Raw genomic sequence first — 24,295 nt, 5'->3', positions numbered from 1 at the left:
TCAGCGCACCACCGCGCCTTCGCGTACGAACATGTTGTCCCAAGCGCGGTCGATCAGGTCGGGCGTCATCTGGTGCGGGATACCTTCGAAGTTGCAGATGGCGATCATCTGGTCGATGAGGAATACCGGCTGGTAGTTGGCATAGACGTTGTCGATCTGCGGATACTTCTCGTGTAGCAGGTGCACCAGCGCATCCTCGTTGAGGGTGATGCCTTTCTTGCGGGCAACCAGTGCCAGGATCTTGAGAAAATCCTGCTGGTCGGGCCCATCGATGCGGATCTTGTAGAAAATCCGGCGCAGCGCGGCCTGATCGAAGATCTCGTTGGGATGGAAGTTGGTCGAGAAAATCACCAGCGTGTCGAAAGGCACTTCGAATTTCTCGCCCGATTGCAGGGCCAGGATATCCTTGGATTCCTCCAGCGGCACGATCCAGCGGTTGACGAGTGTTTGCGGCGGCTCGGCCTGGCGACCGAGGTCGTCGACGATAAAGATGCCGCCCATCGACTTGAACTGTAGCGGCGCCTGGTAGGTGCGCGCGGTCGGGTTGTAGACCAGGTCGAGCATGTCGAGCGACAGCTCGCCCCCGGTGATCACCGTGGGGCGCTGGCAGCGCACGTAGCGGGTATCGAAGCCGCGCTTGCGGCGCAGGCTGCCCGGGTCGTCGCGCTCGGTCTCGGCGGCGCAGTGAACGACAGGGTCGTAGACGGTGATGACCTGCCCGGCATATTCCACCGCCCGCGGCACATAGATGCGGTCGCCAAGCGCGTCGCGGATGCCGTTCGAGATCGAGGATTTGCCGTTGCCGGGTGGGCCATACATCAGGATCGACCGCCCGGAACTGACCGCCGGGCCGAGGTTGGACAACAGCGAGGGCGGCAGCACCAGATCCCCCATGGCGCGGGTCAGATCCTCGCGTGTGATCTGGATGTTTCGGATCGATTGGCGCGCCACCTGTTCGCGATACACGTCCAGCGGCACCGGCATGGCGCCGTAGTATTCCGATTGCGCCAGCGCGTCGAGGGCGCGGGCCTTGCCGGCCTCGCTGAGTTGGAAGCCCGGCATGCCGCCTGCGCTGGCGTTGAGGCTGCCGGTCGCCTCGACCAGGCGGTTCTGGCGCGCGATGTCCAGCAGCTCCTGCGTGATGTGCTGCGGCACGCACAGCGCCTCGGCCAGGTCGCTGAGCGCCGTGAGGCTTTTGCGAAACATGGTCTTGATCAGGATGTCACGCATCATCACCATCGGCAGGCGCATTTCCGACAGGTCGCGCGGCGGTGTGGGCGGCTGAACCATGGTTTCGGGAGAGTGCATGTTCATCTGGTCGCTCTCGCATCCTGTTTCGCAGTGAATGAACCGGCCATCGCGCATGCGGCCGGGCGGGCCGAAAACCCGTGCCTTGATCATCGTGGCCTGATAAAGTGGCAAAAAAATGGACAAGGGCGTACATGAGCAGGGCGGAAAAGGCAGGATTGTTCGTTTCGCTGCTGGCGTTGTGGTTCGTTCTGGCGGTGGTCGTGGCGCTCAAGGGCGGGTTCTATTTCGCCAAGCACGAGGGCGACACGCTCCACCTGATCCAGATCGTTCTGCGCATCGCCGCGGGCGAGTTGCCGCACGTCGATTTCATGACCCCGATCGGCATTGGGTCGTTCGTACCGATGGCGTGGCTGGTGCGCGCCGGAACGGGGGCCGGCAACGCCATCCTGTGGGGACAGATGCTGGTGGCCGCGGCGATGCTTCCGGCGTTGTGGTGGGTCGGCGCCAGCCGCATGCGAATCGGGCCGGCGCTGGCGTTTGGTGCTGGCGGGCTGCTGCTGATCGTGGCGCTGGTACACGGCGAGACGGTGCGCAACGTGTCGATCTCGATGCATTACAACCGCTGGGCCTGGGCGGTGGCCTTCGTCCCGCTGGCGCTGGTGCTGCTGCCGATCCGGGCCGGGGACGCGGGCGCCGGACAGCGCGCCGGCGGTACCACGCTGCGCGCCCCGCGCGGCGAAGGGCTGCTGATCGGGCTTTGCATGGCGGCGCTGGCGCTGATCAAGGCCACCTATTTCGTGGCTTTCGCGCCGGCGGTGTTGCTGGGGCTGGGCCTGCGCGGGCAGTGGCGGGCGCTGGCGTTGGCGCTGTTTTCGGGGGCAACGGTGGCGGCGGTCCTGACGGTCATGCTGGGTATCGGGTTCTGGTCGGCTTACCTGGGCGATCTGTTGGCGGTGGCGCGCTCCGAGGTGCGCCCACAACCGGGTCTGAGCCTGTCGCAGATCGTGCTGTCGCCGGCCTACGTGCTGGTGACGGGCGTGGCGTTGGCTTGCGTCGTTCTGCTGCGGCGGCTGGAGAACGACCCGGCCGGCTATATCCTGTTCGTGGCGCTGCCGGGGTTCGTATACGTGACCTGGCAGAATTTCGGCAACGATCCGCTGTGGCTGTTCCTGCTGGGGCTGGTGATGCTGAGCCACCGGCGCGATCCGGGGCAGGGGTTGCGCGCCGATCGCGGGCGCGATGGCGCGCTGGTCACCGCCGGCACCGTGGCGCTGGTTCTGGTGGCGGCGCCGGCACTCAACATCGGGTACAGCCCGGTGCGTCACCTGCTGCAACCCACGGCCCCGTTCAGCCGCCTGTTCGGGGGCGAAACGGCGCATGACGACATCCACGCGGTGCGGGTGCGTGCCGCGAGGGTGGACGGGCAGATCCCGCTGGACCTGCCCGGTGGCGGGCTGGAATGGTTCCGCCGCATCGCCGAGCGCCCCGAGCCGACGGTGTTGCAGGGCCGCACCCTGCGGCAGTGCAAGCTGAGCAGCGGGCTCATCGCATGGCTGAGCGCCATCGCCGCCGACCTTGAGGCGCGCGGCTATGGTGGCCGGCGGGTGCTGAGCGCGGATCTTTACGGCGGGGTGTGGTTGTTCGGTAACCTGCGCCCGGTGTCAGGCTCGGCGCCGTGGTACTATGGCGGCGCACCGGGGATTGAGGCGGCGGAGTACCTGCTGGTACCCGCTTGCCCTGTCGCGCCCGAGGTGCGCCATGCTTTCGTCCAGCAGATCGAGGCGCAGAAAATCGGTCTGGCCGAACTGGTGCGCACGCCGCTTTACACGCTTTATCGGGTCGGCGGCCGCGTCGCCGAATAACGGCCGCGCGGGCCTACTCAGCCGGTGGTGGTGCCCCACAGCGCGCCGAGCACGAGGTAGATCGCCAGCGTCGGGCCCAGAGACAGCCCCATGGGAAACTCGGTGTGCCGGGTCCAGCTCTGCCAGTCCGGCGCCAGCCGGCGCAGGGCCGAGCGCGCGGCGAGCCGGTGAGTGATGAACGCGGCCAGAAGGTTGGCCGCGAACAGCGCGATCACGAAGCGAACGTCGCCGAGCGCGACAAAGGGCGCGGCGGCGGCGGCGAACTTGGCATCGCCCGCGCCCAGAAGCCCCGCGGCATTGAGCCCCATGCCCACGAGCAGCACCACCACAAGATGCAGCATCTGCCAGGCGAAGACCGACTGCGGCAGGGTCAGCGGCCCGACCACCACGAATACCGCCGCCAGCGCCAGTACCGCGCGGTTGGGAATGCGCATGTCGCGCAAGTCGCTCCAGGCGACCCAGATGCACAGCGGCAGGGCAAAGGGCAGAAACCACAGGGCGGCCGCGGCCGGGATTTCAAGCGTCATCTTGGCCTCGCCTCGCTGGTGTCTGCTGCCATATCCCGGAGAGCGGCGATCAGTTGACCACGTTGTTTTCCAGCGCGCGCAGGCTGCGCACGGCGGTCTCGAAATGCTGCGGGTGGGTTTCGATCGCCTCGTTCAAGAGGCCTTTGCCGATCGCCACGTCGCCCTGCTTGATGGCGCTGAGCGCCAGCGTGTGCAGCAGTTGCGCCCGCTCCACCTGGTCCATCGGGATCACCGGCAGGCTGTATTTCTGCTGTGAGCCGCGCGCCAGTACCAGGTTATTCTTGGCGGTGAAAAGACCGCGGTCACGGCGGATGGCTTCGGTGAACAGGCGCTCTGCCTCTGGGTAATCGCCGCGGGTCAGCTTGGAATAGCCCCAGTTGTTGAGCACCCCGGCGGGCTGGGTGGTCAGGCCCGCGGCGGTGTCGTAGAAATGGTCGGCCTTTTCCCAGTTTTCCTCGGAATCGGCGATCATCGCTTCGAGGCGGTAGCGCTTGTAGGTCTCGAAGGTGGGCGGAACGCTGTCGAGAACCTTCGCCGCCGCTTCCCATTTGCCGTTGCGGATCAGAGCGTCGGCGTGATCGACTCGGTCCTCGTTGGTGGCCTCGGGATGGCGGGTGACCTTGTCCCAGGCGCTGACTGCCTCTGTCTCGCGCCCGGCGCGCAACAGCGATCGCGCCAGCCCGCGTTGCGGGCCGATAAGGTCGGGGTTCTCGGCGCTGGTGCGCTGGAAATAGGCGACCGCCTCTTCGGGGTCGGCGACGGTCAGCATGATGTCGCCGAGGTTGGCCTCGTCGACGACGTTGACATCCCTGAACGCCCGATCCACCGCATCGCCGCCGGGCTTTTCGCAGGCGGACAGGGCGACGAGCCCGATCAGGCCAAAGGCCAGTTGTCTGGGGTGGCGCATTTCTTGCGTCCTCTTACTGCTCTTGCCTCGTCATGGTATCGTACGGATAAGGTATTCCCCACTGCCGCGACGCACCAATTTGTAATCTTGTTCTTTCGCCCCATCGTAGCGCCGTTCGCGGAATTTTGCGAGGGCCAGGCGCAAATTGTCGCGAATTGCGTCACTTTCGCCATTATCGAGCGCGTAGGCGCGGCGAAAGACCTCGACGGCCTCGGGGGTTTCTCCCTGCTCCATCAGTGCCACGCCGAGGTTGTTCCAGGCTTCCGGGACGGCATCGTCGCTGCGCACCGCGCGGCGCAGCAGCGTTTCGGCCTGCCCCAGACGCCCGAGCGCAAGGTTGGCGCTGCCCAGTCCCGACAGCACGTCGACGGTCATCCCCTGTTCAAGCGCGGCGCGGGTATAGGCATCGAGCGCCGGTTCCGGCTGGCCCGCCCGCATCAGGCGGTGACCCACGGTCAGCCCGTCCACCGCTTCTGCGCCCGGTTCCGAACCCGGCGCGTAGGGCCCTTGCGCCGGTATTGAGAACCCGCCCGCATTGCAAGCGGGCAGGGCAAGGACCAGCAACAGGAAGAAACCGCTCGCCGTGCGCCGTGCCGTCATGGCTAGAAATTCATCTCGCCCATCTTGGTGATGCCCACAACCGAAGGACCGACCAGGATGATCAGCAGCGGGGGCACCGTCAGCATCATTGTGGCCAAAGTCATCTGCGTGGGCAACTTGTTTGCCTTTTCCTCGGCCCGCATCACGCGCTTGTCGCGCATTTCTCCCGCATAGACGCGCAGCGCCTCGGCGATCGAGGTGCCGAAGCTGGCCGACTGGATCAGCACGGTGACGAAGCTGGATACGTCGTTGACGCCGCAGCGTTCGCCCATGTCGCTGAGCACCGAGGCCTTGTCCTTGCCGGCGCGGACCTCGTAGCTGACGATTTCGAACTCGTCGGCCAGGGCCGGGAACGAGGCACGGATCTCGTGTGCCACGCGCATGATCGCCTGGTCCAGCGACTGGCCCGCCTCGACGCAGACAAGCATCATGTCGAGCGCGTCGGGAAACCCGGAAATGATCTGTTCCTGCCGTTCCTGCCGGCGCTTGGTCACCCAGTAGCGCGGCAGCATATAGCCCGCGCCTCCCGGCCCGAGAATGAAGATCAGGGTCTTCTGAGTGGTGACGTCCGGCCCGCCGGCCAGCACCAGCAGGTAGTAGCCCACGCCCAGCACCAGCCCGAGGATACCGAGAGCGAATTGTGCGAAATGGAAGAAGCGCACCGCATCCTTGGTGCGATAGCCCGCCTGCATCAGCTTCATGCGGACATCAGAATACTCGGCCTCGCTTTGCGGTTCGAGGAAGCCCGAGTATTTTTCGAGCTTGTCGTTGCCGGCCTTGGCGCGCAGCGTGGCTTGGCCCGCATGGTTCGCGCCGCGATCGGCGCGGGCGCTTTCCTTGAGCTTGTCGAGCGGATCCTTGCGCTGGTTCAGCACGAAAGGCAGCGTCGCGAGGATCATCCCGATCCCGATCACGCCGGCAAGGATCACCGGGCCGAAGCCGGTCGTCGCGAATTCGATGAAGGTTTGCATTGGGGACATTGCCGGGTGTTCCTCAGACCTTGATATTGACGAGCATGCGCATCACGAAAAGGTTCGCCGCCAGAAAGCCGCCGACGGCCAGGCAGGCGGGGATGAACCAGGGGTGATCCATGACCTCGTCGTAATAATTCGGGTCCATGACGTTGATGGCGACCAGCGCGACGATCGGGAAGGCCGACAGGAACTTGCCCGACCATTGCGCCTCGGCGGTGATCGCCTTGACCCGGCGGAACAGGCGGAAACGCGCCCGGATCACCTTGGACAGGCCGTCAAGGATCTCGGCCAGGTTGCCGCCCGATTGTTGCTGGATCGTCACCGCGACGGCGAGAAAGCGCAAATCCTGCATGTCCAGCCGCTCGGCCATGTCCTTGAGCGCCTCGCCCACGTCGCGGCCATAGGCGGATTCGTCGGCGATGATGCCGAACTCGGTCGCCAGCGGGTCGGCGACCTCCTTGGCGACGATCTGGATCGCCGAGGAAAACGGGTGGCCCACGCGCAAGGAACGAACCATCAGTTCGATCGCGTCGGGGAGCTGCTCCTCGATCATCGAGAGGCGCTTGTTGGCCTTGGAGCTGACCCAGAAGAATACCCCGCCCACGCCCATGGCCACAGAGATGCCGGCCCGGATCGCCAGCGCGGTTTCGGTGCTCACGGTCAGCCCCACGAAGGCCACGCCGCTGAGCGCGGCCATGACCATGATCAACTGCTGCGGCGTAAAGGCGATGGCCGCCTTCTGCGCGCGGTCGGCCAGGATGGCGTAAAGCGGAATGCCGCGCGAATTCATGTGCTGGCGCATTTCCTTGCGCAGCTTTTCCATGACCTCTTCGCGGCGGTCGCCCTTTTCCAGCATTTCCAACCGGCGGTTGACCCGGTTGTTGAGGCTGATCGAGCGGCCGAAAGCGGTCAGGTACAGCCCTTCGACCAGCACGATGACGCCGATGAAGATCAACCCGTAGATGAGTAGTTCGATGCTGATGGTCATGGGTCTATTCCCCGCTCACTTCGTCATAGATCCCCGACGGCAGGTCATAGCCCCACAGGCGGAACCGCTCGGAATAGTTGCTGCGCACGCCGGTGCCGGTGAAATGACCGATGATCTTGTTTTCAGGCGTCAGCCCGGTGCGCTGGTAGCGGAACACCTCCTGCATCGAGATCACCTCGCCCTCCATGCCCGTCACCTCGGTGATCGAGGTCATCCGGCGTGAGCCGTCCTGCAGGCGGCTGGCCTGCACGATCAGATGCACGGCCGACGCGATCTGGGCGCGCACCGCCTTGGTGGGCATCTCGATACCCGACATCGCGATCATGTTCTCCATGCGGCTGACGCCGTCGCGGGCGCTGTTGGCGTGGATCGTGGTCATCGAGCCGTCGTGGCCGGTATTCATGGCTTGCAGCATGTCGATGACCTCGTCGCCGCGGGTCTCGCCGACGATGATGCGGTCGGGGCGCATGCGCAGCGCGTTGCGCAGGCAGTCGCGCTGCGTCACTGCGCCCTTGCCCTCGACGTTGGGCGGGCGGCTTTCCATGCGCCCGACATGAATCTGTTGCAGCTGCAGTTCGGCGGTATCCTCGATGGTGAGGATGCGCTCGGAATTGTCGATGAACGACGACAGCGCGTTGAGCGTCGTCGTCTTGCCCGAGCCGGTCCCGCCCGAAACGATGATGTTGAGCCGGCAGGCCACGGCGGCCTGAAGGTAGGCGGCCATTTCCTCGGAAAAGGCGCCGAAGCGGATCAGGTCGTCGATGCCCAGTTTTTCCTTGGTGAACTTGCGGATCGACACCAGGCTGCCATCCACCGCGATCGGCGGCACCATGGCGTTGAAGCGCGACCCGTCGGCGAGGCGGGCATCGACATAGGGGTTGGATTCGTCCACGCGCCGGCCCACGGCCGACACGATCTTGTCGATGATCCGCAGCAGGTGTTTTTCGTCCTTGAAGGTGACGTCGGTCAGCTCCAGCTTGCCGCTGCGCTCGACGAAGATGCGGTGCGGTCCGTTGACCAGGATGTCGTTGACGCTTTCGTCCTTGAGCAAGGTTTCCAGCGGGCCGAGGCCGCGCACCTCGTCGTAAAGCTCCTGATTGATCTGGGTGCGGTCCTCGCGGTTGAGCACGATTCCCTTTTCCTGCAGCACCTCGGTGGCGATGTCGCTGATCTCGGCCTTCAGGTCGCTTTCGCTGGCGGTTTCCAGCGCCGACAGGTTGAGGTTGTCGAGCAGCGCGTGATGCAGATCGAGCTTGATCTCGGCAAGCCGTTCCTTGCGCTTGCGTTCCTTGTCGGCCGCTGCGACCTGTGCAGGGGGCTTGGCTTTGGGCGCGGCGCGGCGGATCGAGGTGGGTGCCGGAGCGGCGGAGCCGCCGCCCGAGGGTGTCGGCTCGGGTCGCGTGGCGGCGGCCTCGTTCGCCGGCTTGACGGGTTTCGAGTCGGTCTTGCGGTAGCGCGAAAACATCTCTCAGTCTCCTTGACTGCCTCAGGCGGCGCGGGCGTCGGAGCGACCCAGCTCGTGGAGCGAGGCGGCGAGCTTCGCGATCTCCTTGCGCAAAGGGTTCTTGACCGCGTCCAGCGCCAGCGGACGACCGTGATCGCCGCATTGCGTGACCGGCTTGCCGCCATCGGGCAGCAGGATCTCGATCGAGATCTCAAGGCTGTCGGCAAGGCGCTTGACGCGCGATTTGCCGGTGATGTCGGTGAACTTGGGGGCTCGGTTGAGCACAAAGCGCAGCTTGTCGAAAGGCAGGTCCTCGGACTTGAGCGCCCGCTTGAGCCGCAGCGTGTTCTGGGCCGAGCGCATGTCCAGTTCCAGCGTGGTGAAATAGAGTTGCGCCTCCTGAAGGACGGCCTCAGTCCACTGTACCACGGTACCGGGCATGTCGACGATCACGTAGTCGTAGTTGCGCCGCGCCACCTCGATGATGCGGGTCACGTCGTCGGGCGAGATGAAGTCGAGCGGCAACAGATCGGATGGTGCGGTCAGCACCTGGAGCTTGTCCTCGAAGGTCATCAGCGCCTGCGAGAAACTGTCGTCGTCCATCGACTCGGTGTCGGAAAGCAGCGCGAAGATCGCCTCGCGCCGGGGCAGGTCGAGATAGGTCGCGACCGTGCCGTATTGCAGGTCGAAATCCAGCAGGCACACCCGCGGGGAAGGGGCGTCCTTGGTTTCCATGCTGGCCAGTTCCCACGCCAGGTTGACGGCCAGCGTGGTGGCCCCGGTGCCCCCTGCCAGCGGTTGCACCGCCAGCAGGACGCCCTGCCGGTCGTGTGCAGAGGGCGCCGCCGCGGGCGGTTGCGCAGCCGCCTGCGGCGCGGCGGCGGCAGGCTCGGGGGTGCGCAGCCGTTCGATCGCGGCCTGCAATTCGTTCTCGGGCAGCGGATAGGGCACGAATTCGTCGGCCCCCTCGCGCAGCAGCCGGTGCAGGGCCATGGGGCTGACGTCGTCAGCGATCAGGATCACGCGGATCCCGCGGGCATGGGCCTTGCCGATCAAGTCGCCCAGCATCTCGGTCCTGGCCTCGTCCTCGGAATCGATGGCCAGCGCCACGAACTCCAGATCGTCGGCCTCGGGCTGCGCGAGGAAGGCGGCGGCATCGGCGAAGCCCAGGTCGCCCCAGCTCTCGCCGAGGATGTTTTCCATGTCTTCGATCAGCAGGTCGAAATTCTGTACGTCGCGGCTGATCGTGCAGGCGCGGATCGCGGTCGCTGTTGAATCGAAATCTTCATTACTCGTCATTTTGCCTCACGTCCTTTTGCATTCGGATCGCGCAACGGAACCGGCCCGTCGGCCCGGGTGCCAGCCGGGCCATGCTGCGCAATCCGGCGTCCGAATCGACGGACGCGCTTTTCTGCGTGAGGCCAAGGTCGCGAAAAATATTGGCGAGATTGGGGCCAAAAGATCGTATTTATGCGGTCAACGTGGACGAAACCCGCTGCGGGGCCGGATTGTTCATGTGCGCGGCAACGCCGCGCTCACTCGCCCCCGCCCCCGGCTTCCGAGACGCCGCTGACACCCGCGCTGGTCAAGCCGGTTTCCGCGGTCGCGCTTTGGACGTATTCGCGATAGATGATCTCGGCATATTTTCCATCCAGAACAGTGGGATGGCGCTGCATGAATCCCGACACCTCGGTGACGGTGCGGCGGTTGCGGCGCTCGCGCCCCTCGGTCACGATCAGCGGTTGCGTCTCGCCGTGCGAGACCAGTGCCTCCAGCCGGCCGCGGCTGATGCCGCGCCTGGCGAGGTGGTTCACCACCGCTTGCGCCCGGCGCAGGCCCAGGCGCTTGTTGTAGCGCGCCGATCCGACCTTGTCGGTATGCCCGTAGACGCGGAAGCGCACCTCGGGGAATTGCCGGATCCAGTGTGCCTGCCGGTCGAGCGTGGCGCGTGCGGCGCCGTCCAGCCGCGCGGAATCGAACCCGAAGGTGACGGTCGATTCGACCTCTTCGGCGAAGCGGTGTGCCAGGTCCACCACGTAGGTTTTCTGCCCTGTCATGATTTGCGTGTTGTGCATCGTGGCGTTGCCGAAATGGCCACCATCGACGCCGGCGCCGGCCTCCTGGAAAAAGCCCCGGGTGTTGGGGTTCTCGGGCGAACACGCGACCAGCCCGATCAGGACGGCAGCGGCGGCGATTGTTTTCATGGGCACCTGCATCTCGTCATTCCATCACATAGCCGTAAGAGCCGCTGAAATCCTGCTTGGCCACTTCGCCGGCTCCACCGGTCAGTTTGTCAGCGTCCTCTCCGGTGAGGTTGCCGAACAGGAAAAGGTCGCGCTCGGTCGGCGGCGTGACCCGATCGGTTGGCAACACCAGCGCCTCGCCCCGGGTCGGCGTGACGAGGTGGGCTGTGATGATGATCACCAGTTCGGATTGCGCGCGCTGGTAGTCGGCGCTGCGGAACAGCGCGCCCAGCACCGGAAGGTCGCCCAGCCACGGCACCTGGGAACTGGTGTCGCGGAAATCGTCCTTGAGCAGTCCGGCGATGGCAAAGCTCTCGCCGTCGCGCAGCTCGACCGTGGTCGAGGTTTCGCGGCGGGTGAAGGCGTCGATGCTGAAGCCGTTGCCTGTGGCCACCGAGTTGGTGTCGTCTATCGCCGAGACGGCGGCCTTGAGTTCGAGGTTTATGAGCTTCTTGTTCACCACGCGCGGGATGAAGTTGAGCTCGACCCCGAAGGGCTTGTATTCGACGCTGATGGTGCCGCCCTCCTGGCTGACCGGCACGGGGTATTCGCCGCCGGCCAGGAACTTGGCCTCCTGCCCCGAAAGCGCGGTCAGATTGGGCTCGGCCAATGTGCGCACGACGCCCTTCTGTTCGAGCGCCTCAAGCAGCACGCCCACCTGTACAGACCCAGCATTGAACCCGAACAGCATGGTGCCGGTATTGTTGGGGTTGGAAGAGATGTTGCCGCCCAGGATGCTGCTCTGCCCGGACAGGTTGGCGCCGTTCCCGGTGCCGCCCGTCACGTCGGTGGAGTCGATGGCCAGCGACGCGCCAAGCGCCTTGGAAACGGTGCGCTCCATCTCGGCGAAGCGGACCTTGAGCATCACCTGCTGAATGCCGCCAACGCTCATCAGGTTCGACACCCGTTCGGGCGCGTAGCGCTCGGCCAGGTCGAGCGCACGCTGCATGCGCTGCGTGCTCGACACCGTGCCGGACAGCACGATGCCGTCATTGGCTGTGCGCACCTCGATCTTTTCGCCGGGCATGATCTGTTGCAGGCGTTCCTTGAACTCGCTGATGTCGGCCGAGACGCGCACGTCCACGTTGGCAATCAACTGGCCGGTCGCATCCAGAAGCGTCAGCGTGGTCATGCCCGGTGCCTTGCCGAGCACATAGATAGTGCGGTCGGACAGCGACGAGATATCTGCGATCGCCGGGTTGGCGATGGAAAGCTCGGCAAAGGGCACGTCGCTTTCGACCACCACGGCGCGGTTCATCGGCACGCCCAGCTTGGAGGTGACGCCGGCGCGTACCACGCGCACGGTTTCGGCATGCGGCGTGGCCGGGGCGGCCCACTGTAACGTCAGGGCGAGCACGCCCATCAAGGCCGCCCTCAGGAAATTGTCGGTTTTCATGTGACCTGCCTTTCCGATCACGCCTCAAACGCGGGTCTTGAGCCCGCTTTTCCAGCCAGCCTGCTCCATTTTTCGAAATATTGCAAGAATCAAAGCCTTCGGAGCCGGGCTTGATGTGGATAACTCGCAACAGGGCGGCCACGGCCGCCCTGTTCGAAGGGCTCAATTGGTGCAGGGGATCGGAATTTCCACCACTTCGCTGCCACGGCGGGTGCGGATGGTGCATTCCTCTTTCTTCTCCACCGGTTCGGGTTCACGTGCCCTGGTCAGGCCCAGCAGCATTTGCTGGTCCATCTCGATCGACGACGACACGCTGTCGTCGCCCGCGCCCACCAGTGCCAGCGACAGCTTGCCGGTGCTCTGGGCCTGTGCCAGCGCCGCCACCTGGTTGGGGCGCACGGCAACGGTGACGGTGCGTGCGACGGTGGCGCCGGGGCGCTCGTCGCTGGCGCTCTGATCCACGGCGACAAGCTGCACCCCGGTCTGAATCAGCTTGGTGATTTCGCCGCGTCCTTCGCCGCCCACGGTCATACGCCCGACATTGCCGGTCCAGTAGACATCGACCCGGTCACCGGGGCGCAGGAAGCCCGACACACCGCTTGTCGCGTCGACCTTGATGGCGAAGGCGCGCATGCCACGCTTGAGCCGCGAGGTAATGCCCGCGTCCTGGCCGGGTTCGGTAATCTTGACCGCAAGGATGGGTTCGTTCTTCTCCATCGTGCGCAGGATGGTGCGCGGGTCCTTGTCTTCGGGAAACAGCGCCGCGGCCTCGGTGAACACGCCCTCGGGAAGGGCGGACTTGGGCCATTTCACCAGGCGCACGGCCTCCTTGGCAAGCCGTGCGCCGTATGTCAGTTGCTCCTTGGCGACGAAGACCTCGACGGTATCGACGATCTGCCCCTGTGCGGCGCGGGCCTGGGCAAGCGCGGCCTCGTAGGTGTCGAGGCGTTCCTTGACCATGTAGGCGGCGAAACCGGCCAGGCCGATCCCGGCGATCAGGACTAGTCCGAAAACAGCTCGCATCTGAACAACCTTTCCGTTGCGCGCACGTCGCGGCGCGGGTGGGTACACGTCTATGCTGGCACGGTGCCGCGCGAATGTGGCGAAAGCGGGATGATTCCGTGATCATCGCGCGTCAACCGGCGCTGTGGGGCGCTCAGAATGTCGCGGTGCTCATGTAATCGCGGGTGCCGGTGCTGAGGTCCAGCGTGGCGGTCTTGAGGTTGCCGTAGCCCGCGGCAAGCAGCGTGACGACGAGTGCGCACAAAACGACCCAGTCGACGGTGACGGCACCTTCCTCGGTGCGTCGGAATTTTTGAAACAGCTTGCGCATTCAATGACCTCGCATGTCCTCGGGGTGACAGGAGGTTCCATTCTGGAAACAACGGGCCGGTAGTTTGGCCACGCGCCCCTGACCAAAAAAATCGGCCGCACCCGGTCCGGCCGGGTGCGGCCTGTGATCTGCGTGATGCGGCGGGCGTATTAGAACGAGCCCGGCGTCTGCGAACCCATGTAGGTGTTGGTCGCAGCGGTCATGTTGGTGGCGCCCGTCTTGATCGAGCTGTAGGCGGCCACGGCCAGGCCCACGACGGCGGCGGTCAGAACGACCCAGTCAACGGTCACGGCGCCGGATTCGTCATTGCGGAAGTTCTTGATGAAGTTGATCATGGTTTTGTCCCTCCATAGGATCAGATAGGTTTGCTCAGTTTCACGACCTCGTCGGTGGTCTTGGTGGGCCGCCTCTCTCTTTGGCCCATCACCGCCTCGGTATGGGGATATATAGCCAATCGAATGGGGCAACAGTTTGGCGTGAAAATAGCAATTTTGGACGTCTCGATTTTTTGCGGCAGGCTTTAAGTAACCATTTGAACATGAACAATTTTATTTTTGATATTTCTTCAACCTTTTCTACTTGTGGTGGATTCGGGCGGTGTGCGGATGGCGGAAAGGCTGGTGAATCGGGGTTTTTCTGGCCTCCGAGTCGCCGTCGTGCGATGGTGATCGCGTCTGAACGGGCCGCTTCGGCACAGCGAGGGGACGGTCGATGATCCGGGGCATGCGTCTGATGGCTTTGGGGCTTGCGCTGGCCGGGCAGGGATTGCCCGCCGGGGCCGGGCCGCCGCCGTTTCCAGATTTCACCTTCAAGCGCGTGACCCCGCCCAAGCCGGGCGACAAGCGCATCACCGTACAGATCGCGCCCCCCGCCCCCGAGGCCCCCGCCGCGTCCGCAGACGAAGACGGGCAGGCGCCACGCCACGCCTGGTTCTGGCGCGCCATCGATGCGGGTGGCGATCCGGCGGCGGCGCGGCTTGACCTGGCGCTGCGCACGCTCGGCAACCCGCCCGCGGGGGCCCGGGTGCCGGCCCCTGCCGTCGCGCGCCTGCTGGATATCGTGGCGCGTCACGGCCCGGCGATGATGCGCCACACCGTGGGCACGGGGGTGTCGCCGGCGCTGGTGCTGGCGGTCGCGGCTGTGGAATCGGGCGGGCGTACCGATGCCGTCAGCGCCAAGGGCGCGCGCGGGCTGATGCAGTTGATGCCCGACACCGCGCGCCGCTTCGGCGTTGCCGATGCGCTGGATGCCGAAGAAAACCTGCGCGGCGGTGTCGAATACCTCGACAGCCTGCTTGCCGATTTCGACGGCGACCCGGTGCTGGCGCTGGCTGCCTATAACGCGGGGGGCGGTGCGGTACGCCGCCACGGGGGCGTGCCGCCCTTTGCCGAAACGCGCGATTACGTGCCACGGGTGTTGGCGGCCTACGGCGTGGCGCGCGCCTTGTGCATGACCCCGCCCGAGCTGCTCTCGGACGGGTGCGTGTTCGACACCGGCGCGCGCTGAGGCGGCTCAGATCGACAGTTTCTTGAACACCGGTTCCGGGATCAAGCGGATGACCAGCATGATCAACCGCCAGAACCCGGGCGTGTAGATGGTGTTGCGGCGCTTCGATACCGCGCGGCGAATGTCGCATGCCACCTTGGCGGGCGGCGCCACCAGGAACATGCCCTCGACCCCCCAGGTCATGGCGCTGTCGACGAAGCCGGGTTTAACCGTCACGACGTGCCCGCCGGCGCGCCCCAGCCGGTTGCGCAGGCCCGACAGATAAGTGTGGAACGCGGCCTTGCCGGCACCGTAGACGTAGTTTCCCAGCCGCCCGCGGTCGCCGGCGACCGAGCCGACGCCGACGATCGTGCCGCACCCGCGCGCCTCGATCATCGGGGCAAGCCGGTGGAGGAACCGCGCCGGGCCGGTGAAATTGTCCTCGATCACGCCGGCCAGACGTGCCGGATCGGCGTCGATCGCGGCCTGGGGCGGCATCGCGCCGACGAAGACGGCGGCGTTGAGCGCGCCTTCGGCGGACTCCAGCGCCTCCAGGATCGCGCCGTCATGACGCGGTGCGCGGGTGTCGAACCGCATCGCCCGCGCCGCACCCGCGCCGCGCAGTGCGCAATCGGTGGCAAGGGTCTGCAATTCATCCATGTCGCGCCCGGCCAGGATCAGGGCGTGCCCCTCCTCGGCCAGCAGCCGTGCATACGCCCGCGCCATCGCCGAGGTCGCGCCCAGTATCACCCATGTCTGTTGCATCATGCGCTCCTCAGCCCAAGCCGTCGGATCAGGTCGGTTTGCAGCACGCCGTCGGGGTCGGCCTTTGCCGCCTCTGCCGCCCAGTCGGCGTGTTCGGGATACATCGCGCGGATGGGTTCGGGCGCGGCCAGCGCATCCTTGGCGAAGTAAAGCCGCCCGTTCGCCGCGGCCACGTCCGCCTCCAGCGCGCGGATCAGGCCGCGCGCGCGTGTGCGGTTGGGGAAATCCACCGCCAGGGTGTACCCCGCCATCGGGAACGACATCATGCCGCCGCGCCCCGAGCCGAGACGCTTGAGCACTGCCAGCGGCGAGGCCAGCCCGCTGTTTGCGATCCGCTCCAGCATCGCGCGCAGCGCGGCGGCCTGGTCGACGGGAACGACGCATTGGAACTGGTGAAAGCCCCGGCGCCCGTAAAGGCGGTTCCAGTCGTGGATCTTGTCGAGGGGAAAGAAAAAGTCCTCGAAACGCCTGGACACCGTCCGCCCCGCCGCGGGAACGCGGCGGTAGTAGACCTCGTTGAAGGCCCGCACGATCGGCTTCGACAGTGCCCAGTGCGGCGCGGTAAAGGGCACCGTGTGCGCCTTTCGCGGTGCCGGTGCCGGGTCGGGGCCGATTTCGCCCTCTTCGACGATGCCGCGGCCAAGCGCATCGCCGCGCGCCGTGGCGTCCAGCCAGCCGACGGTATAGGTGGCGTCCGAGGCATCGAGCAGCGCGATGTGTTCGTCCCAGCCGCCGACGCGGCTTTCGCGCACGCGCATGGTTTCGCCCTCGACCGGCATCATCCGCACCTGCGCCGAGACGATCGCGCCGGTCTGGCCCAGCCCACCGATGGTGGCGCGCATCAGGGTGGGGGCCGTCTTGGCCGTGACGCCGCGCAGCTTGCCGTTTTGCAGCAACCGGATCGCGGCGACGTGTTGGCCGAAACTGCCCGCGTTGTGGTGGTTCTTGCCGTGCACGTCCATGGCGATGGCGCCGCCCAGGGTGGCAAACCCGGTGCCGGGCAGCACCGGCAGCAGCCAGCCGCGCGGCGCCATGAGGCGGGTGATCTCGCCCAGGGTGATGCCGGCCTCGGCCTCCAGCAGGCCGGTTTCCTCGTCGAACGACAGCAGCCGGTCGAGGCGCGTCATGTCCACGGTGCGGCCCTCGTTGTTGAGGCAGGCATCGCCATAACTGCGCCGGTTGCCGATCGCCGGCGCAGGCGGCAGCGCGCGCAGGTCCGCCACGCGTTCGGGGCGCGCCATCTCGCCATGCGCGTGCAGCGCGCGGCCCCAGCCGGTATAGGTCAGGTGTTTCCAGGTCATGTTTGTCCCTCGCGTGATTTGCGTTCGGCGATCGGGAACGCGATGAACCCGACGATGATGGCGAACCACAGCGTTGTCACCCGGATCACTGCCGTCGCGGCTATGGCGGTCTCCATCGGAACGCCCTCGACCAGCAGCAGCGCCACCATCGCCCCCTCGGCGCCGCCCAGCCCGCCCGGCGCGCCGGTCAGCCCCCCGGCCAGCGTCGAGAAGACGAAGATCAGCGTTGCCTTCCACAGCCCTGTTTCAAAGCCCATCCAGCCCATCAGCAGGTGGAAGGCAACCCCCTCGGCGAGCCAGCCGCACATCCCCAGCCCGGTAGCGGCGAGCAGCACCCATGGGTTGGAAAAGCGCCCCAGCGACCGCGCCGCCAGCCGCACCCGTACTACCAGCCGGGGCAACAGCCCGGTCAGCCCGTAGAACCCTTCGGCCAGCCCGCGTAGCAGCCGCGGGCGCGTCACCAGGTAGGCGCCGGCCAGCGCCAGCCCCGCTACCGGCAGCGCCATCGCGATGCTGGTGCTGCTGAGCGCCACGGCAAGCCCCAGAAGTAACCCCATCGCGACCATGTCGCTGGCCCGGTCCGCCACCACCATCGGCGCCGTGCGCTCGATCCGCCAGCCCGTTTCGCGCCCGATCCAGCGCAGGCGGATCACCTCGCCCACCCGGCCCGGGGTTACCACCATGGCAAAACCACCCCAGAAATGGCGCAGGCTTTGCAGGGGTGTCACCGGCAGTCCGAGGCGCCGCGCGAACAGGTGCCAGCGCAGGCCGCGCAGCCCGTAATTCACGCATGACAGCAGCAGCAGCACGGCGATCTGCACCAGCCCGAGGCGCGACAATTGCGCGACCGTCTGTTCCCAGCCGGTGGCAGCGGCCAGCCCGGCCAGCCCGGCCACGACCAGCACCACCAGCACCGCCATCAGCGCGATGTCGCGCCAGCGTGCGACTGGCCGGCGCGCCAGGGGCGGGGTGGGGGTGTCGTCGGTCATCGAGTCGCGGCCGTCCATGATCATGGCTGCGGCCATACTAGGGGGCCGCGCCGGCGAATGGAACGCCCCGGCGCCGATATTCACCCACGGGAATGGAAAGGGCCCGCGGGCGTTTGCGCGCGCCCCCGGGCCCCGGCCATGCCAGCCGCTCCATTGCAGCGCCGGCGCGCGTGCCTCAGTTGACGATGGTCGCCTCGGTCGCGGCGCGGATGTCGTCCTCGCTGACGCCGTCGGCGGTTTCCACGATCCTGAGACCACCCTCGACCACGTCGAGCACGCCCAGGTTGGTGATAATGCGGTTCACCACCCCGGTGCCGGTCAACGGCAGCGTGCAGGCCTTCAGCAGCTTGGAGTCGCCCGCCTTGTTGGTGTGGTCCATCACCACCACGACGCGGCGGACACCCGCGACCAGGTCCATCGCGCCGCCCATGCCCTTGACCAGCTTGCCGGGGATCATCCAGTTCGCCAGGTCGCCGTTTTCCGCCACCTCCATGGCGCCCAGGATCGCCATCGCGATCTTGCCGCCGCGGATCATGCCGAAGCTGGTGGCGCTGTCGAAGTAGCTTGTGTTGGGAAGTTCGGTGATCGTCTGCTTGCCGGCGTTGATCAGGTCGGGGTCGATTTCGTCCTCGGTGGGGAAGGGGCCCATCCCCAGCATCCCGTTTTCCGATTGCAGCGTCACCGTCACGCCCTCGGGGATGAAATTGGGCACCAGCGTCGGGATGCCGATGCCGAGGTTGACATAGGTGCCGTCCTCGAGTTCCTGCGCGGCGCGTGCCGCCATCTGATCGCGATCCCAGGCCATTACAGATCCTCCCCTTGTCCGGCGTTGCCTTTCGTGCCGGGCCGCGTCGTGCGTTTCTCGATGCGTTTCTCGTGCTGCCCCTGGATGATGCGGTGCACATAGACGCCCGGCAGGTGGATGCAATCGGGGTCGAGTTGCCCCGGCTCGACGATCTCTTCGACTTCGACGACGCAGGTGCGCCCGCACATCGCCGCCGGCGGGTTGAAGTTGCGCGCCGTCTTGCGGAACACCAGGTTGCCGGTGGTGTCGGCCTTCCACGCCTTGACGATGCTCAGGTCGGCGAAGATGCCGCGCTCAAGGATGTAGGTGCGGCCGTCGAATTCCTTGTGGTCCTTGCCCTCGGCGATCTGGGTGCCGACGCCGGTGGCGGTGTAGAAACCGGGGATGCCGGCGCCGCCGGCGCGCATGCGTTCGGCCAGCGTGCCCTGCGGGTTGAATTCCAGCTCCAGCTCGCCCGACAGATACTGGCGCATGAACTCGGCGTTCTCACCCACGTAGGAGCTGATCATCTTCTTCACCTGCTTTGTCTGCAGCAGGATGCCGATGCCGAAATCGTCCACCCCGGCGTTGTTCGAGGCAAAGGTCATGTTCCTGGTGCTGGCCTTGCGGATGGCATCGAGCAGCAATTCGGGAATGCCGCACAGCCCGAAGCCCCCCGAGGCTATGAACATGCCGTCGAACAGCAGCCCGTCGAGCGCCGCGTCGGCGTTAGCGTAGACCTTCTTCATCAGTGTCTCCCTCGTTGGCGGAATTATGCGGGTTGTGGCCCCTGCGCACGAGGGAGTCAACGCGTCGTCCGCCGCCCGTTCCGCGATACGTAGAACTGCGTAAGCCCGTGCGCGGGCGTCAGGACGCGGATTTCTTCCCGGTCGCGGTTTTCTTCGCCGCAGGTTTCTTTGCGGTGGTCTTGGTCGCGCCCTTGCCGGTGGCCGCCTTTTTTGCCGGCGCCTTGCCCTTGGTGCCCTTCTTGGCGGCTTTTTCGTTGACCAGTTCGATGGCCGACTCCGGCGTCACGTCTGCCGGCTCCGTCCCCTTGGGCAGGGTGGCGTTGATCTTGCCCCATTTCACGTAAGGGCCATAGCGGCCGTCCATCACGTTCATGTCGCCGCCGTCGGGGTGTTCGCCCAGCTCCTTGAGCGGCGCCGCCGCGGCGCGCCCGCGCCCGCGGCTGGCGGCTTTCTTGGCCAGTTCCTCGACCGCGCGGTTCATGCCGATGGTAAAGACGTCGTCGACCTCCTTGATGTTGGCATAAAGGCGGCCGTGCTTGACGTAGGGCCCGTAGCGGCCGATGCCCGCCTCGACGGGTTCACCGTCTTCGGGGTGGGGGCCGATCTCGCGTGGCAGGCTCAGCAGCATCAGCGCCTTTTCGAGGTTCATGTCGTCGGGCGACCAGCCCTTGGGCAGCGAGGCGCGCGGCGGTTTCTTGTTGTCCTCGGTCGCCTCGCCGCGCTGCACGTAGGGGCCGAACCGGCCCGAGCGCAGGCTGATCTCATCGCCCTGATCGACGCCGAGAATACGGTCGCCCTGGCCCTCGTCGCCGCCCAGGGGGCGGGTGTAGCGGCATTCGGGGTAGTTGTTGCACCCCACGAAACCGCCGCTGCGCGAGGTTTTCAGGTGCAACTGGCCGGTGCCGCACAGCGGACAAGTGCGCGGGTCGCCGCCATCCTCGCGCGGCGGGTAGAGTTGCGGCGCCAGGGCATCGTCGAGCACGTCGAGCACCTCTGAGATGCGCAACTCGGATGTCTCGGCGATGGCGGCCGAGAAGTCGCGCCAGAACCTCGCCAGCACCTCCTTGTAATCGGCCTTGCCGGCGCTGACCGCGTCGAGCTGATCTTCCAGGTCGGCGGTGAAATCGTATTCCACGTAGCGCCGGAAGAAATTCATCAGGAAGACGGTGACGATGCGGCCCTTGTCCTCGGGGATGAGGCGGTTTTGTTCCTTGCGGACGTATTCGCGGTCCTGGATGGTGCCGATCACGCTGGCATAGGTCGAGGGGCGGCCGATGCCCAGTTCCTCCATCCGCTTGACCAGCGTGGCCTCGGTGTAGCGCGGCGGCGGCTGGGTGAAATGCTGCTCGGGCGTGACGCCGCGCTTCTCGGTCGGCTCGCCCTGCATGATCTGCGGCAGGCGCTTGTCGTCGTCATCGCGGCCCTCGTCGTCGCGGCCTTCCTCGTAGACCTTGAGAAAGCCGTCGAACAGCATCACCTGCCCGGTGGCGCGCAGGCCGACCTGGCCGTCGGCGCTGCCGATATCGACGGTGGTGCGTTCCAGCTTTGCCGCGGCCATCTGGCAGGCCAGGGTGCGCTTCCAGATCAGGTCGTAGAGCTTGCGCTGGTCGCCGTCCGACAGTTTCAGCGCCGCGGCGTCGCGGGTCATTTCGGTGGGCCGGATGCATTCGTGCGCCTCTTGCGCGTTCTTGGCCTTGTTCTTGTACATGCGCGGGGACTTGGGCACGTAATCGGCGCCATAGCGCGCGGTGATCGCGTCGCGCGCGGCCATCACCGCCTCGGGGGCCATGTCGATGCCATCGGTGCGCATGTAGGTGATGTGCCCGGCCTCGTAGAGGCGCTGCGCCGCGCTCATGCACTGGCGCGCGCCCATGCCGAACTTGCGGCTGGCCTCCTGTTGCAGCGTCGAGGTCATGAACGGGGCCGAGGGGTTGCGACTGGCCGGCTTGGCCTCGACCGAGGTGACACTCAGATCGCGCGAGGTGATTGCCTGCACCGCCATCTCGGCCTGGGTTTCGTTGGCGATGGCGTACTTGTCGAGCTTGTCGCCGGCCAGCGTGGTCAGGCGCGCCTCGAATTCCTGTCCGCGCGGGGTGGAGAGCCGGGCCTTGACCGACCAGTATTCGCGCGGGTTGAAGGCCTCGATCTCCATCTCGCGCTCGACGATCAGGCGCAGGCAGACCGATTGCACCCGGCCCGCCGACTTGGCGCCGGGCAGCTTGCGCCACAGCACCGGCGACAGGTTGAAGCCCACCAGGTAGTCGAGCGCGCGGCGCGCCAGGTAGGCCTCGACCAGGGGTGCGTCGATGTCGCGCGGGTTCTTCATTGCCTCGGAGACCGCGGTCTTGGTGATGGCGTTGAACACCACGCGGCTGACCGGCGTGTCCTTCTTCAGGGCGCGGCGTTTCCTGAGCGCTTCTTCCAGGTGCCAGCTGATCGCCTCGCCCTCGCGGTCGGGGTCGGTGGCGAGGATCAGGTCGGGATCGTCGGCCAGCGCATCGGCGATCGCCTTGACGTGCTTTCGGGCATCGACGCCGATTTCCCATTTCATGGCGAAATCGTGCTCGGGATCGACCGATCCGTCTTTCGGCGGCAGGTCGCGGACGTGCCCGTAGGACGCCAGAACCGTGTAGTCGGAGCCGAGATATTTGTTGATCGTCTTGGCCTTGGCCGGCGATTCTACAACGACGACTGGCATCGGCAATCCTTTCGACTCGGTCCCTTGTCCATGGCGGCGGACCATGTGGGGCGGAGCGGGGAATTGTCAATGCGCCGGGTTGCGTGGCGGTTGCGCGGTCAGCTCAGCGCCAGCATGCCGCCGGTGCTGCGCCTGATCTTGCCGTCGAGTTCCAGATCGACCAGCGCCGGTGCCACGGCACGCGCCGGGGCGTTCAGGTCGCGGATGAGTTGATCCTCGGCCACCGGGCTGGGCCCCAGGCGTTGCAGGATGGCGCTGTGCAGCGCCGCGGTTTCGCGCAGGTTGCGCCGTGGCGCGGGGTCTGGCCGCGGCGGGGCAGGCGGTACGGGCGGCGGCGCGGCGTTGCTGCCGGCCGCCGCCGGTGCCGGGTCGAGGGCCAGTTGCGGCTGATCGGGTGCGTGGTCGGGCGCAGCCGGTGGCAGCGCCTCGATCACGTCGGCGGCGTTGCGCACCAGCACCGCGCCGTCGCGCAGCAGCATGTTGCAACCGGCGGCGCGGGCGTCGAACGGATGGCCGGGCACCGCCAGCACCTCGCGCCCCTGGTCAAGGGCGCTGCGCGCGGTGATCAGGCTGCCGGATTTTGCCGCCGCCTCGACCACCACGACACCGCGGCACAACCCGCTGACGATGCGGTTGCGGCGTGGAAAGTGGCGGGCCTGTGGGGCCATGCCCATGGGTTGTTCCGAAAGCCGCAGGCCGCGCGCGGCGATGTCCTCTGCCAGGCGCGCGTTCTCGGCCGGGTAGAGCACGTCGACCCCCCCCGGCCAGCACCGCGAGCGTGCCGCTTTCCAGGGCTGCCGCGTGGGCGGTGGTGTCGATGCCGCGAGCCAGGCCCGAAACGATGACATACCCGGCCTCGGCCAGTTCCGTGGCCAATGCCCGCGCCATCCGTGCGCCCAGCGAACTGGCGTTGCGCGCGCCTACGAGCGCGATCATCGGGCGCCTGGCAAGCGCGCTGTCGCCGACCGCCCACAGCACCGGCGGTGCGTCGGATATGTCCGCAAGATCAGCGGGATAGGTGGCTTCACCGTAGAATACCGGGTGGGCGCCGGCGGTTTGGCCGGCCTGCATTTCGGCCGCGGCGACCTCGGGCGGGCAGGGCGCGTAGCCCTCGACCCCGGCGGCACGGGCCACCCCGGGCAGGGCGGCGAGCGCCGCCTCGGCGTTGCCATGTTCGCCCATCAGGCGGAAAAAGGTGCTGGGACCGACCCGGCGAGAGCGCAAGAGACGAAGCCATGACAGCCGCTCATCTTCCGTGGTGGGTGGGAGTAGGGGGTGAGTGGAAGACTTGCTTTGGTCCACGGTCATCACGACTCCGTCTGCTTGCCCGAACAGCAATAGCGCGGGCAGTGTTAATGGCTGGTAAACCGAAATGGGCCGAGTCGCGGTTTTCTTGCCGATTTCGTATAAGTGCATGATATCGTGCGTTAATTATATCGGTTCCGGTGATCCGCGCGGTGCCGGTGCCGCGTCGGTATCCTGTCGGTATCGCGTCGGTGGCGGGGACGGGGGCCGCGCCGGAAGGCGCGTTCGTGACCATGGCGCGCGGGGCAGGCACGCGATCGCAAGCCTTGCGCGGGGCCGCCATGAGTATTTGGGGAAAGATGAAGGGCAGGGGCGGCGCGGGGCCGGTCAGGCCGGTGCCGGCATTGCCCGGCGGTGACGCGATCGCGCGCGCCGGCCGGGCGCGACACGTTCGGCAATGACACCGCCCCGTCGGGCGTGACCGCCGCCCCGCGTGAAAAGGCACGCCGGGGTGTCCATTTGGCAGACTTTCCTGCCGGTCGCTGCCTTTTATGCTGATGGATCAGGATTGTCACGCCACAACCGTGGCAGACTTTCGCACCTCCGCTCTCAAGTCGCGTGTTGTGTCGAGGTGTTGCCCACTCTAAGTGTTTCATCCCGGATGATCACATAGCTCCTCGTCGATCTGCGCTTTTCATGGCACGATCTGTTCTGAACGAGGTGCGAGACGGGAGATCGGCATGCTGATCAAGCT

At 66.4% G+C, this 24,295-nt stretch carries 21 protein-coding genes and 1 pseudogene; 2 read left to right on the top strand and 20 right to left on the bottom strand.

Annotated features, from left to right (window positions below; all coding sequences use genetic code 11):
- Nucleotides 1-1,314, bottom strand: a complete 1,314-nt coding sequence (locus Q0L89_RS12275) for an ATPase (protein ID WP_296765538.1) — start codon at nucleotides 1,312-1,314, stop codon at nucleotides 1-3.
- 128 nt (nucleotides 1,315-1,442) lie between these two features.
- Here Q0L89_RS12275 and Q0L89_RS12270 point away from each other — a divergent pair, with 128 nt between their 5' ends.
- Nucleotides 1,443-3,113, top strand: a complete 1,671-nt coding sequence (locus Q0L89_RS12270; protein WP_296765518.1) for a hypothetical protein — start codon at nucleotides 1,443-1,445, stop codon at nucleotides 3,111-3,113.
- A gap of 17 nt (nucleotides 3,114-3,130) precedes the next feature.
- On the opposite strand, the gene Q0L89_RS12265 is transcribed toward Q0L89_RS12270, so the two are convergent.
- The 12 genes from Q0L89_RS12265 to Q0L89_RS12210 all read right to left on the bottom strand — a co-directional run bounded on the left by Q0L89_RS12265 (nucleotide 3,131) and on the right by Q0L89_RS12210 (nucleotide 13,860).
- A complete protein-coding gene (locus Q0L89_RS12265; protein ID WP_296765515.1) occupies nucleotides 3,131-3,640 on the bottom strand; it encodes a prepilin peptidase in 510 nt (169 codons plus the stop codon).
- A gap of 49 nt (nucleotides 3,641-3,689) precedes the next feature.
- Complete coding sequence (locus tag Q0L89_RS12260) at nucleotides 3,690-4,547, bottom strand: tetratricopeptide repeat protein (protein WP_296765513.1); 858 nt, start codon at nucleotides 4,545-4,547, stop codon at nucleotides 3,690-3,692.
- Between the two features lie 30 nt (nucleotides 4,548-4,577).
- Nucleotides 4,578-5,147 carry a tetratricopeptide repeat protein gene (locus Q0L89_RS12255; protein ID WP_296765510.1) on the bottom strand — a complete coding sequence of 190 codons (570 nt, stop codon included), beginning with the start codon at nucleotides 5,145-5,147 and terminating at the stop codon, nucleotides 4,578-4,580.
- A 2-nt stretch (nucleotides 5,148-5,149) separates the two neighbouring features.
- Complete coding sequence (locus Q0L89_RS12250) at nucleotides 5,150-6,118, bottom strand: type II secretion system F family protein (RefSeq protein ID WP_296765509.1); 969 nt, start codon at nucleotides 6,116-6,118, stop codon at nucleotides 5,150-5,152.
- Nucleotides 6,119-6,140: 22 nt separating this feature from the next.
- The gene (locus Q0L89_RS12245; RefSeq protein ID WP_296765506.1) at nucleotides 6,141-7,109 is read right to left on the bottom strand and encodes a type II secretion system F family protein; all 969 of its coding nucleotides are present in this window, start codon (nucleotides 7,107-7,109) and stop codon (nucleotides 6,141-6,143) included.
- Between the two features lie 4 nt (nucleotides 7,110-7,113).
- On the bottom strand, nucleotides 7,114-8,574 hold the full coding sequence (locus Q0L89_RS12240) for a CpaF family protein (RefSeq protein ID WP_296765504.1): 1,461 nt from the start codon (nucleotides 8,572-8,574) through the stop codon (nucleotides 7,114-7,116).
- A gap of 21 nt (nucleotides 8,575-8,595) precedes the next feature.
- Nucleotides 8,596-9,852, bottom strand: coding sequence for an AAA family ATPase (locus Q0L89_RS12235; protein ID WP_296765502.1), 1,257 nt, complete (start codon nucleotides 9,850-9,852; stop codon nucleotides 8,596-8,598).
- A gap of 236 nt (nucleotides 9,853-10,088) precedes the next feature.
- Nucleotides 10,089-10,757, bottom strand: coding sequence for an OmpA family protein (locus Q0L89_RS12230; RefSeq protein WP_296765500.1), 669 nt, complete (start codon nucleotides 10,755-10,757; stop codon nucleotides 10,089-10,091).
- Between the two features lie 16 nt (nucleotides 10,758-10,773).
- Nucleotides 10,774-12,192 (bottom strand): type II and III secretion system protein family protein, encoded by a 1,419-nt coding sequence (locus tag Q0L89_RS12225; RefSeq protein ID WP_296765498.1) that lies wholly within the window; start codon nucleotides 12,190-12,192, stop codon nucleotides 10,774-10,776.
- 162 nt (nucleotides 12,193-12,354) lie between these two features.
- Entirely contained in the window at nucleotides 12,355-13,215 is an 861-nt protein-coding gene (cpaB, locus tag Q0L89_RS12220) for a Flp pilus assembly protein CpaB (RefSeq protein WP_296765496.1), read from the bottom strand.
- 133 nt (nucleotides 13,216-13,348) lie between these two features.
- Nucleotides 13,349-13,525: a hypothetical protein gene (locus tag Q0L89_RS12215; RefSeq protein WP_296765493.1), complete on the bottom strand. Its 177-nt coding sequence runs from the start codon at nucleotides 13,523-13,525 to the stop codon at nucleotides 13,349-13,351.
- A gap of 149 nt (nucleotides 13,526-13,674) precedes the next feature.
- Nucleotides 13,675-13,860 (bottom strand): hypothetical protein, encoded by a 186-nt coding sequence (locus Q0L89_RS12210; protein WP_296765490.1) that lies wholly within the window; start codon nucleotides 13,858-13,860, stop codon nucleotides 13,675-13,677.
- A 376-nt stretch (nucleotides 13,861-14,236) separates the two neighbouring features.
- Here Q0L89_RS12210 and Q0L89_RS12205 point away from each other — a divergent pair, with 376 nt between their 5' ends.
- The gene (locus tag Q0L89_RS12205) at nucleotides 14,237-15,031 is read left to right on the top strand and encodes a lytic transglycosylase domain-containing protein (protein ID WP_296765488.1); all 795 of its coding nucleotides are present in this window, start codon (nucleotides 14,237-14,239) and stop codon (nucleotides 15,029-15,031) included.
- Between the two features lie 6 nt (nucleotides 15,032-15,037).
- Here the strand turns inward: Q0L89_RS12205 and Q0L89_RS12200 are convergent, their stop codons facing one another.
- From Q0L89_RS12200 to dprA, 7 genes and pseudogenes are all read right to left on the bottom strand, one after another.
- Entirely contained in the window at nucleotides 15,038-15,775 is a 738-nt protein-coding gene (locus Q0L89_RS12200; RefSeq protein ID WP_296765486.1) for an SDR family NAD(P)-dependent oxidoreductase, read from the bottom strand.
- Nucleotides 15,775-17,076, bottom strand: coding sequence for an FAD-binding oxidoreductase (locus tag Q0L89_RS12195; RefSeq protein ID WP_296765483.1), 1,302 nt, complete (start codon nucleotides 17,074-17,076; stop codon nucleotides 15,775-15,777). Before Q0L89_RS12195 ends, Q0L89_RS12200 begins: the two co-directional genes overlap by 1 nt.
- Nucleotides 17,073-18,089, bottom strand: a complete 1,017-nt coding sequence (locus Q0L89_RS12190) for a lysylphosphatidylglycerol synthase transmembrane domain-containing protein (RefSeq protein ID WP_296765481.1) — start codon at nucleotides 18,087-18,089, stop codon at nucleotides 17,073-17,075. Before Q0L89_RS12190 ends, Q0L89_RS12195 begins: the two co-directional genes overlap by 4 nt.
- 151 nt (nucleotides 18,090-18,240) lie before the next feature.
- A complete protein-coding gene (locus Q0L89_RS12185) occupies nucleotides 18,241-18,870 on the bottom strand; it encodes a 3-oxoacid CoA-transferase subunit B (RefSeq protein ID WP_296765478.1) in 630 nt (209 codons plus the stop codon).
- Entirely contained in the window at nucleotides 18,870-19,598 is a 729-nt protein-coding gene (locus tag Q0L89_RS12180) for a CoA transferase subunit A (protein WP_296765476.1), read from the bottom strand. Before Q0L89_RS12180 ends, Q0L89_RS12185 begins: the two co-directional genes overlap by 1 nt.
- 118 nt (nucleotides 19,599-19,716) lie before the next feature.
- Nucleotides 19,717-22,296, bottom strand: a complete 2,580-nt coding sequence (gene topA / locus Q0L89_RS12175; protein ID WP_296765473.1) for a type I DNA topoisomerase — start codon at nucleotides 22,294-22,296, stop codon at nucleotides 19,717-19,719.
- A 98-nt stretch (nucleotides 22,297-22,394) separates the two neighbouring features.
- Nucleotides 22,395-23,604, bottom strand: a pseudogene (dprA, locus tag Q0L89_RS12170) (DNA-processing protein DprA).
- Nucleotides 23,605-24,295 lie beyond the last annotated feature (691 nt).

Origin of the sequence: Sediminimonas sp. (assembly GCF_024637375.1) — a bacterium.
Lineage (GTDB): Bacteria > Pseudomonadota > Alphaproteobacteria > Rhodobacterales > Rhodobacteraceae > Sediminimonas.
This window is presented reverse-complemented; position numbering and strand designations above follow the sequence as displayed.

What these genes read in the sequence shown, in the direction of transcription:
- Q0L89_RS12275 (WP_296765538.1), bottom strand. Translation starts at nt 1,314, where the DNA reads ATGAACATGCACTCTCCCGAAACCATGGTTCAGCCGCCCACACCGCCG.
- Q0L89_RS12255 (WP_296765510.1), bottom strand. Translation starts at nt 5,147, where the DNA reads ATGACGGCACGGCGCACGGCGAGCGGTTTCTTCCTGTTGCTGGTCCTT.
- Q0L89_RS12270 (WP_296765518.1), top strand. Translation starts at nt 1,443, where the DNA reads ATGAGCAGGGCGGAAAAGGCAGGATTGTTCGTTTCGCTGCTGGCGTTG.
- Q0L89_RS12205 (WP_296765488.1), top strand. Translation starts at nt 14,237, where the DNA reads ATGATCCGGGGCATGCGTCTGATGGCTTTGGGGCTTGCGCTGGCCGGG.
- Q0L89_RS12260 (WP_296765513.1), bottom strand. Translation starts at nt 4,547, where the DNA reads ATGCGCCACCCCAGACAACTGGCCTTTGGCCTGATCGGGCTCGTCGCC.
- Q0L89_RS12190 (WP_296765481.1), bottom strand. Translation starts at nt 18,089, where the DNA reads ATGATCATGGACGGCCGCGACTCGATGACCGACGACACCCCCACCCCG.
- cpaB (WP_296765496.1), bottom strand. Translation starts at nt 13,215, where the DNA reads ATGCGAGCTGTTTTCGGACTAGTCCTGATCGCCGGGATCGGCCTGGCC.
- Q0L89_RS12225 (WP_296765498.1), bottom strand. Translation starts at nt 12,192, where the DNA reads ATGAAAACCGACAATTTCCTGAGGGCGGCCTTGATGGGCGTGCTCGCC.
- Q0L89_RS12230 (WP_296765500.1), bottom strand. Translation starts at nt 10,757, where the DNA reads ATGAAAACAATCGCCGCCGCTGCCGTCCTGATCGGGCTGGTCGCGTGT.
- Q0L89_RS12200 (WP_296765486.1), bottom strand. Translation starts at nt 15,775, where the DNA reads ATGCAACAGACATGGGTGATACTGGGCGCGACCTCGGCGATGGCGCGG.
- Q0L89_RS12180 (WP_296765476.1), bottom strand. Translation starts at nt 19,598, where the DNA reads ATGAAGAAGGTCTACGCTAACGCCGACGCGGCGCTCGACGGGCTGCTG.
- Q0L89_RS12250 (WP_296765509.1), bottom strand. Translation starts at nt 6,118, where the DNA reads ATGCAAACCTTCATCGAATTCGCGACGACCGGCTTCGGCCCGGTGATC.
- Q0L89_RS12210 (WP_296765490.1), bottom strand. Translation starts at nt 13,860, where the DNA reads ATGATCAACTTCATCAAGAACTTCCGCAATGACGAATCCGGCGCCGTG.
- topA (WP_296765473.1), bottom strand. Translation starts at nt 22,296, where the DNA reads ATGCCAGTCGTCGTTGTAGAATCGCCGGCCAAGGCCAAGACGATCAAC.
- Q0L89_RS12185 (WP_296765478.1), bottom strand. Translation starts at nt 18,870, where the DNA reads ATGGCCTGGGATCGCGATCAGATGGCGGCACGCGCCGCGCAGGAACTC.
- Q0L89_RS12215 (WP_296765493.1), bottom strand. Translation starts at nt 13,525, where the DNA reads ATGCGCAAGCTGTTTCAAAAATTCCGACGCACCGAGGAAGGTGCCGTC.
- Q0L89_RS12235 (WP_296765502.1), bottom strand. Translation starts at nt 9,852, where the DNA reads ATGACGAGTAATGAAGATTTCGATTCAACAGCGACCGCGATCCGCGCC.
- Q0L89_RS12195 (WP_296765483.1), bottom strand. Translation starts at nt 17,076, where the DNA reads ATGACCTGGAAACACCTGACCTATACCGGCTGGGGCCGCGCGCTGCAC.
- Q0L89_RS12245 (WP_296765506.1), bottom strand. Translation starts at nt 7,109, where the DNA reads ATGACCATCAGCATCGAACTACTCATCTACGGGTTGATCTTCATCGGC.
- Q0L89_RS12240 (WP_296765504.1), bottom strand. Translation starts at nt 8,574, where the DNA reads ATGTTTTCGCGCTACCGCAAGACCGACTCGAAACCCGTCAAGCCGGCG.
- Q0L89_RS12265 (WP_296765515.1), bottom strand. Translation starts at nt 3,640, where the DNA reads ATGACGCTTGAAATCCCGGCCGCGGCCGCCCTGTGGTTTCTGCCCTTT.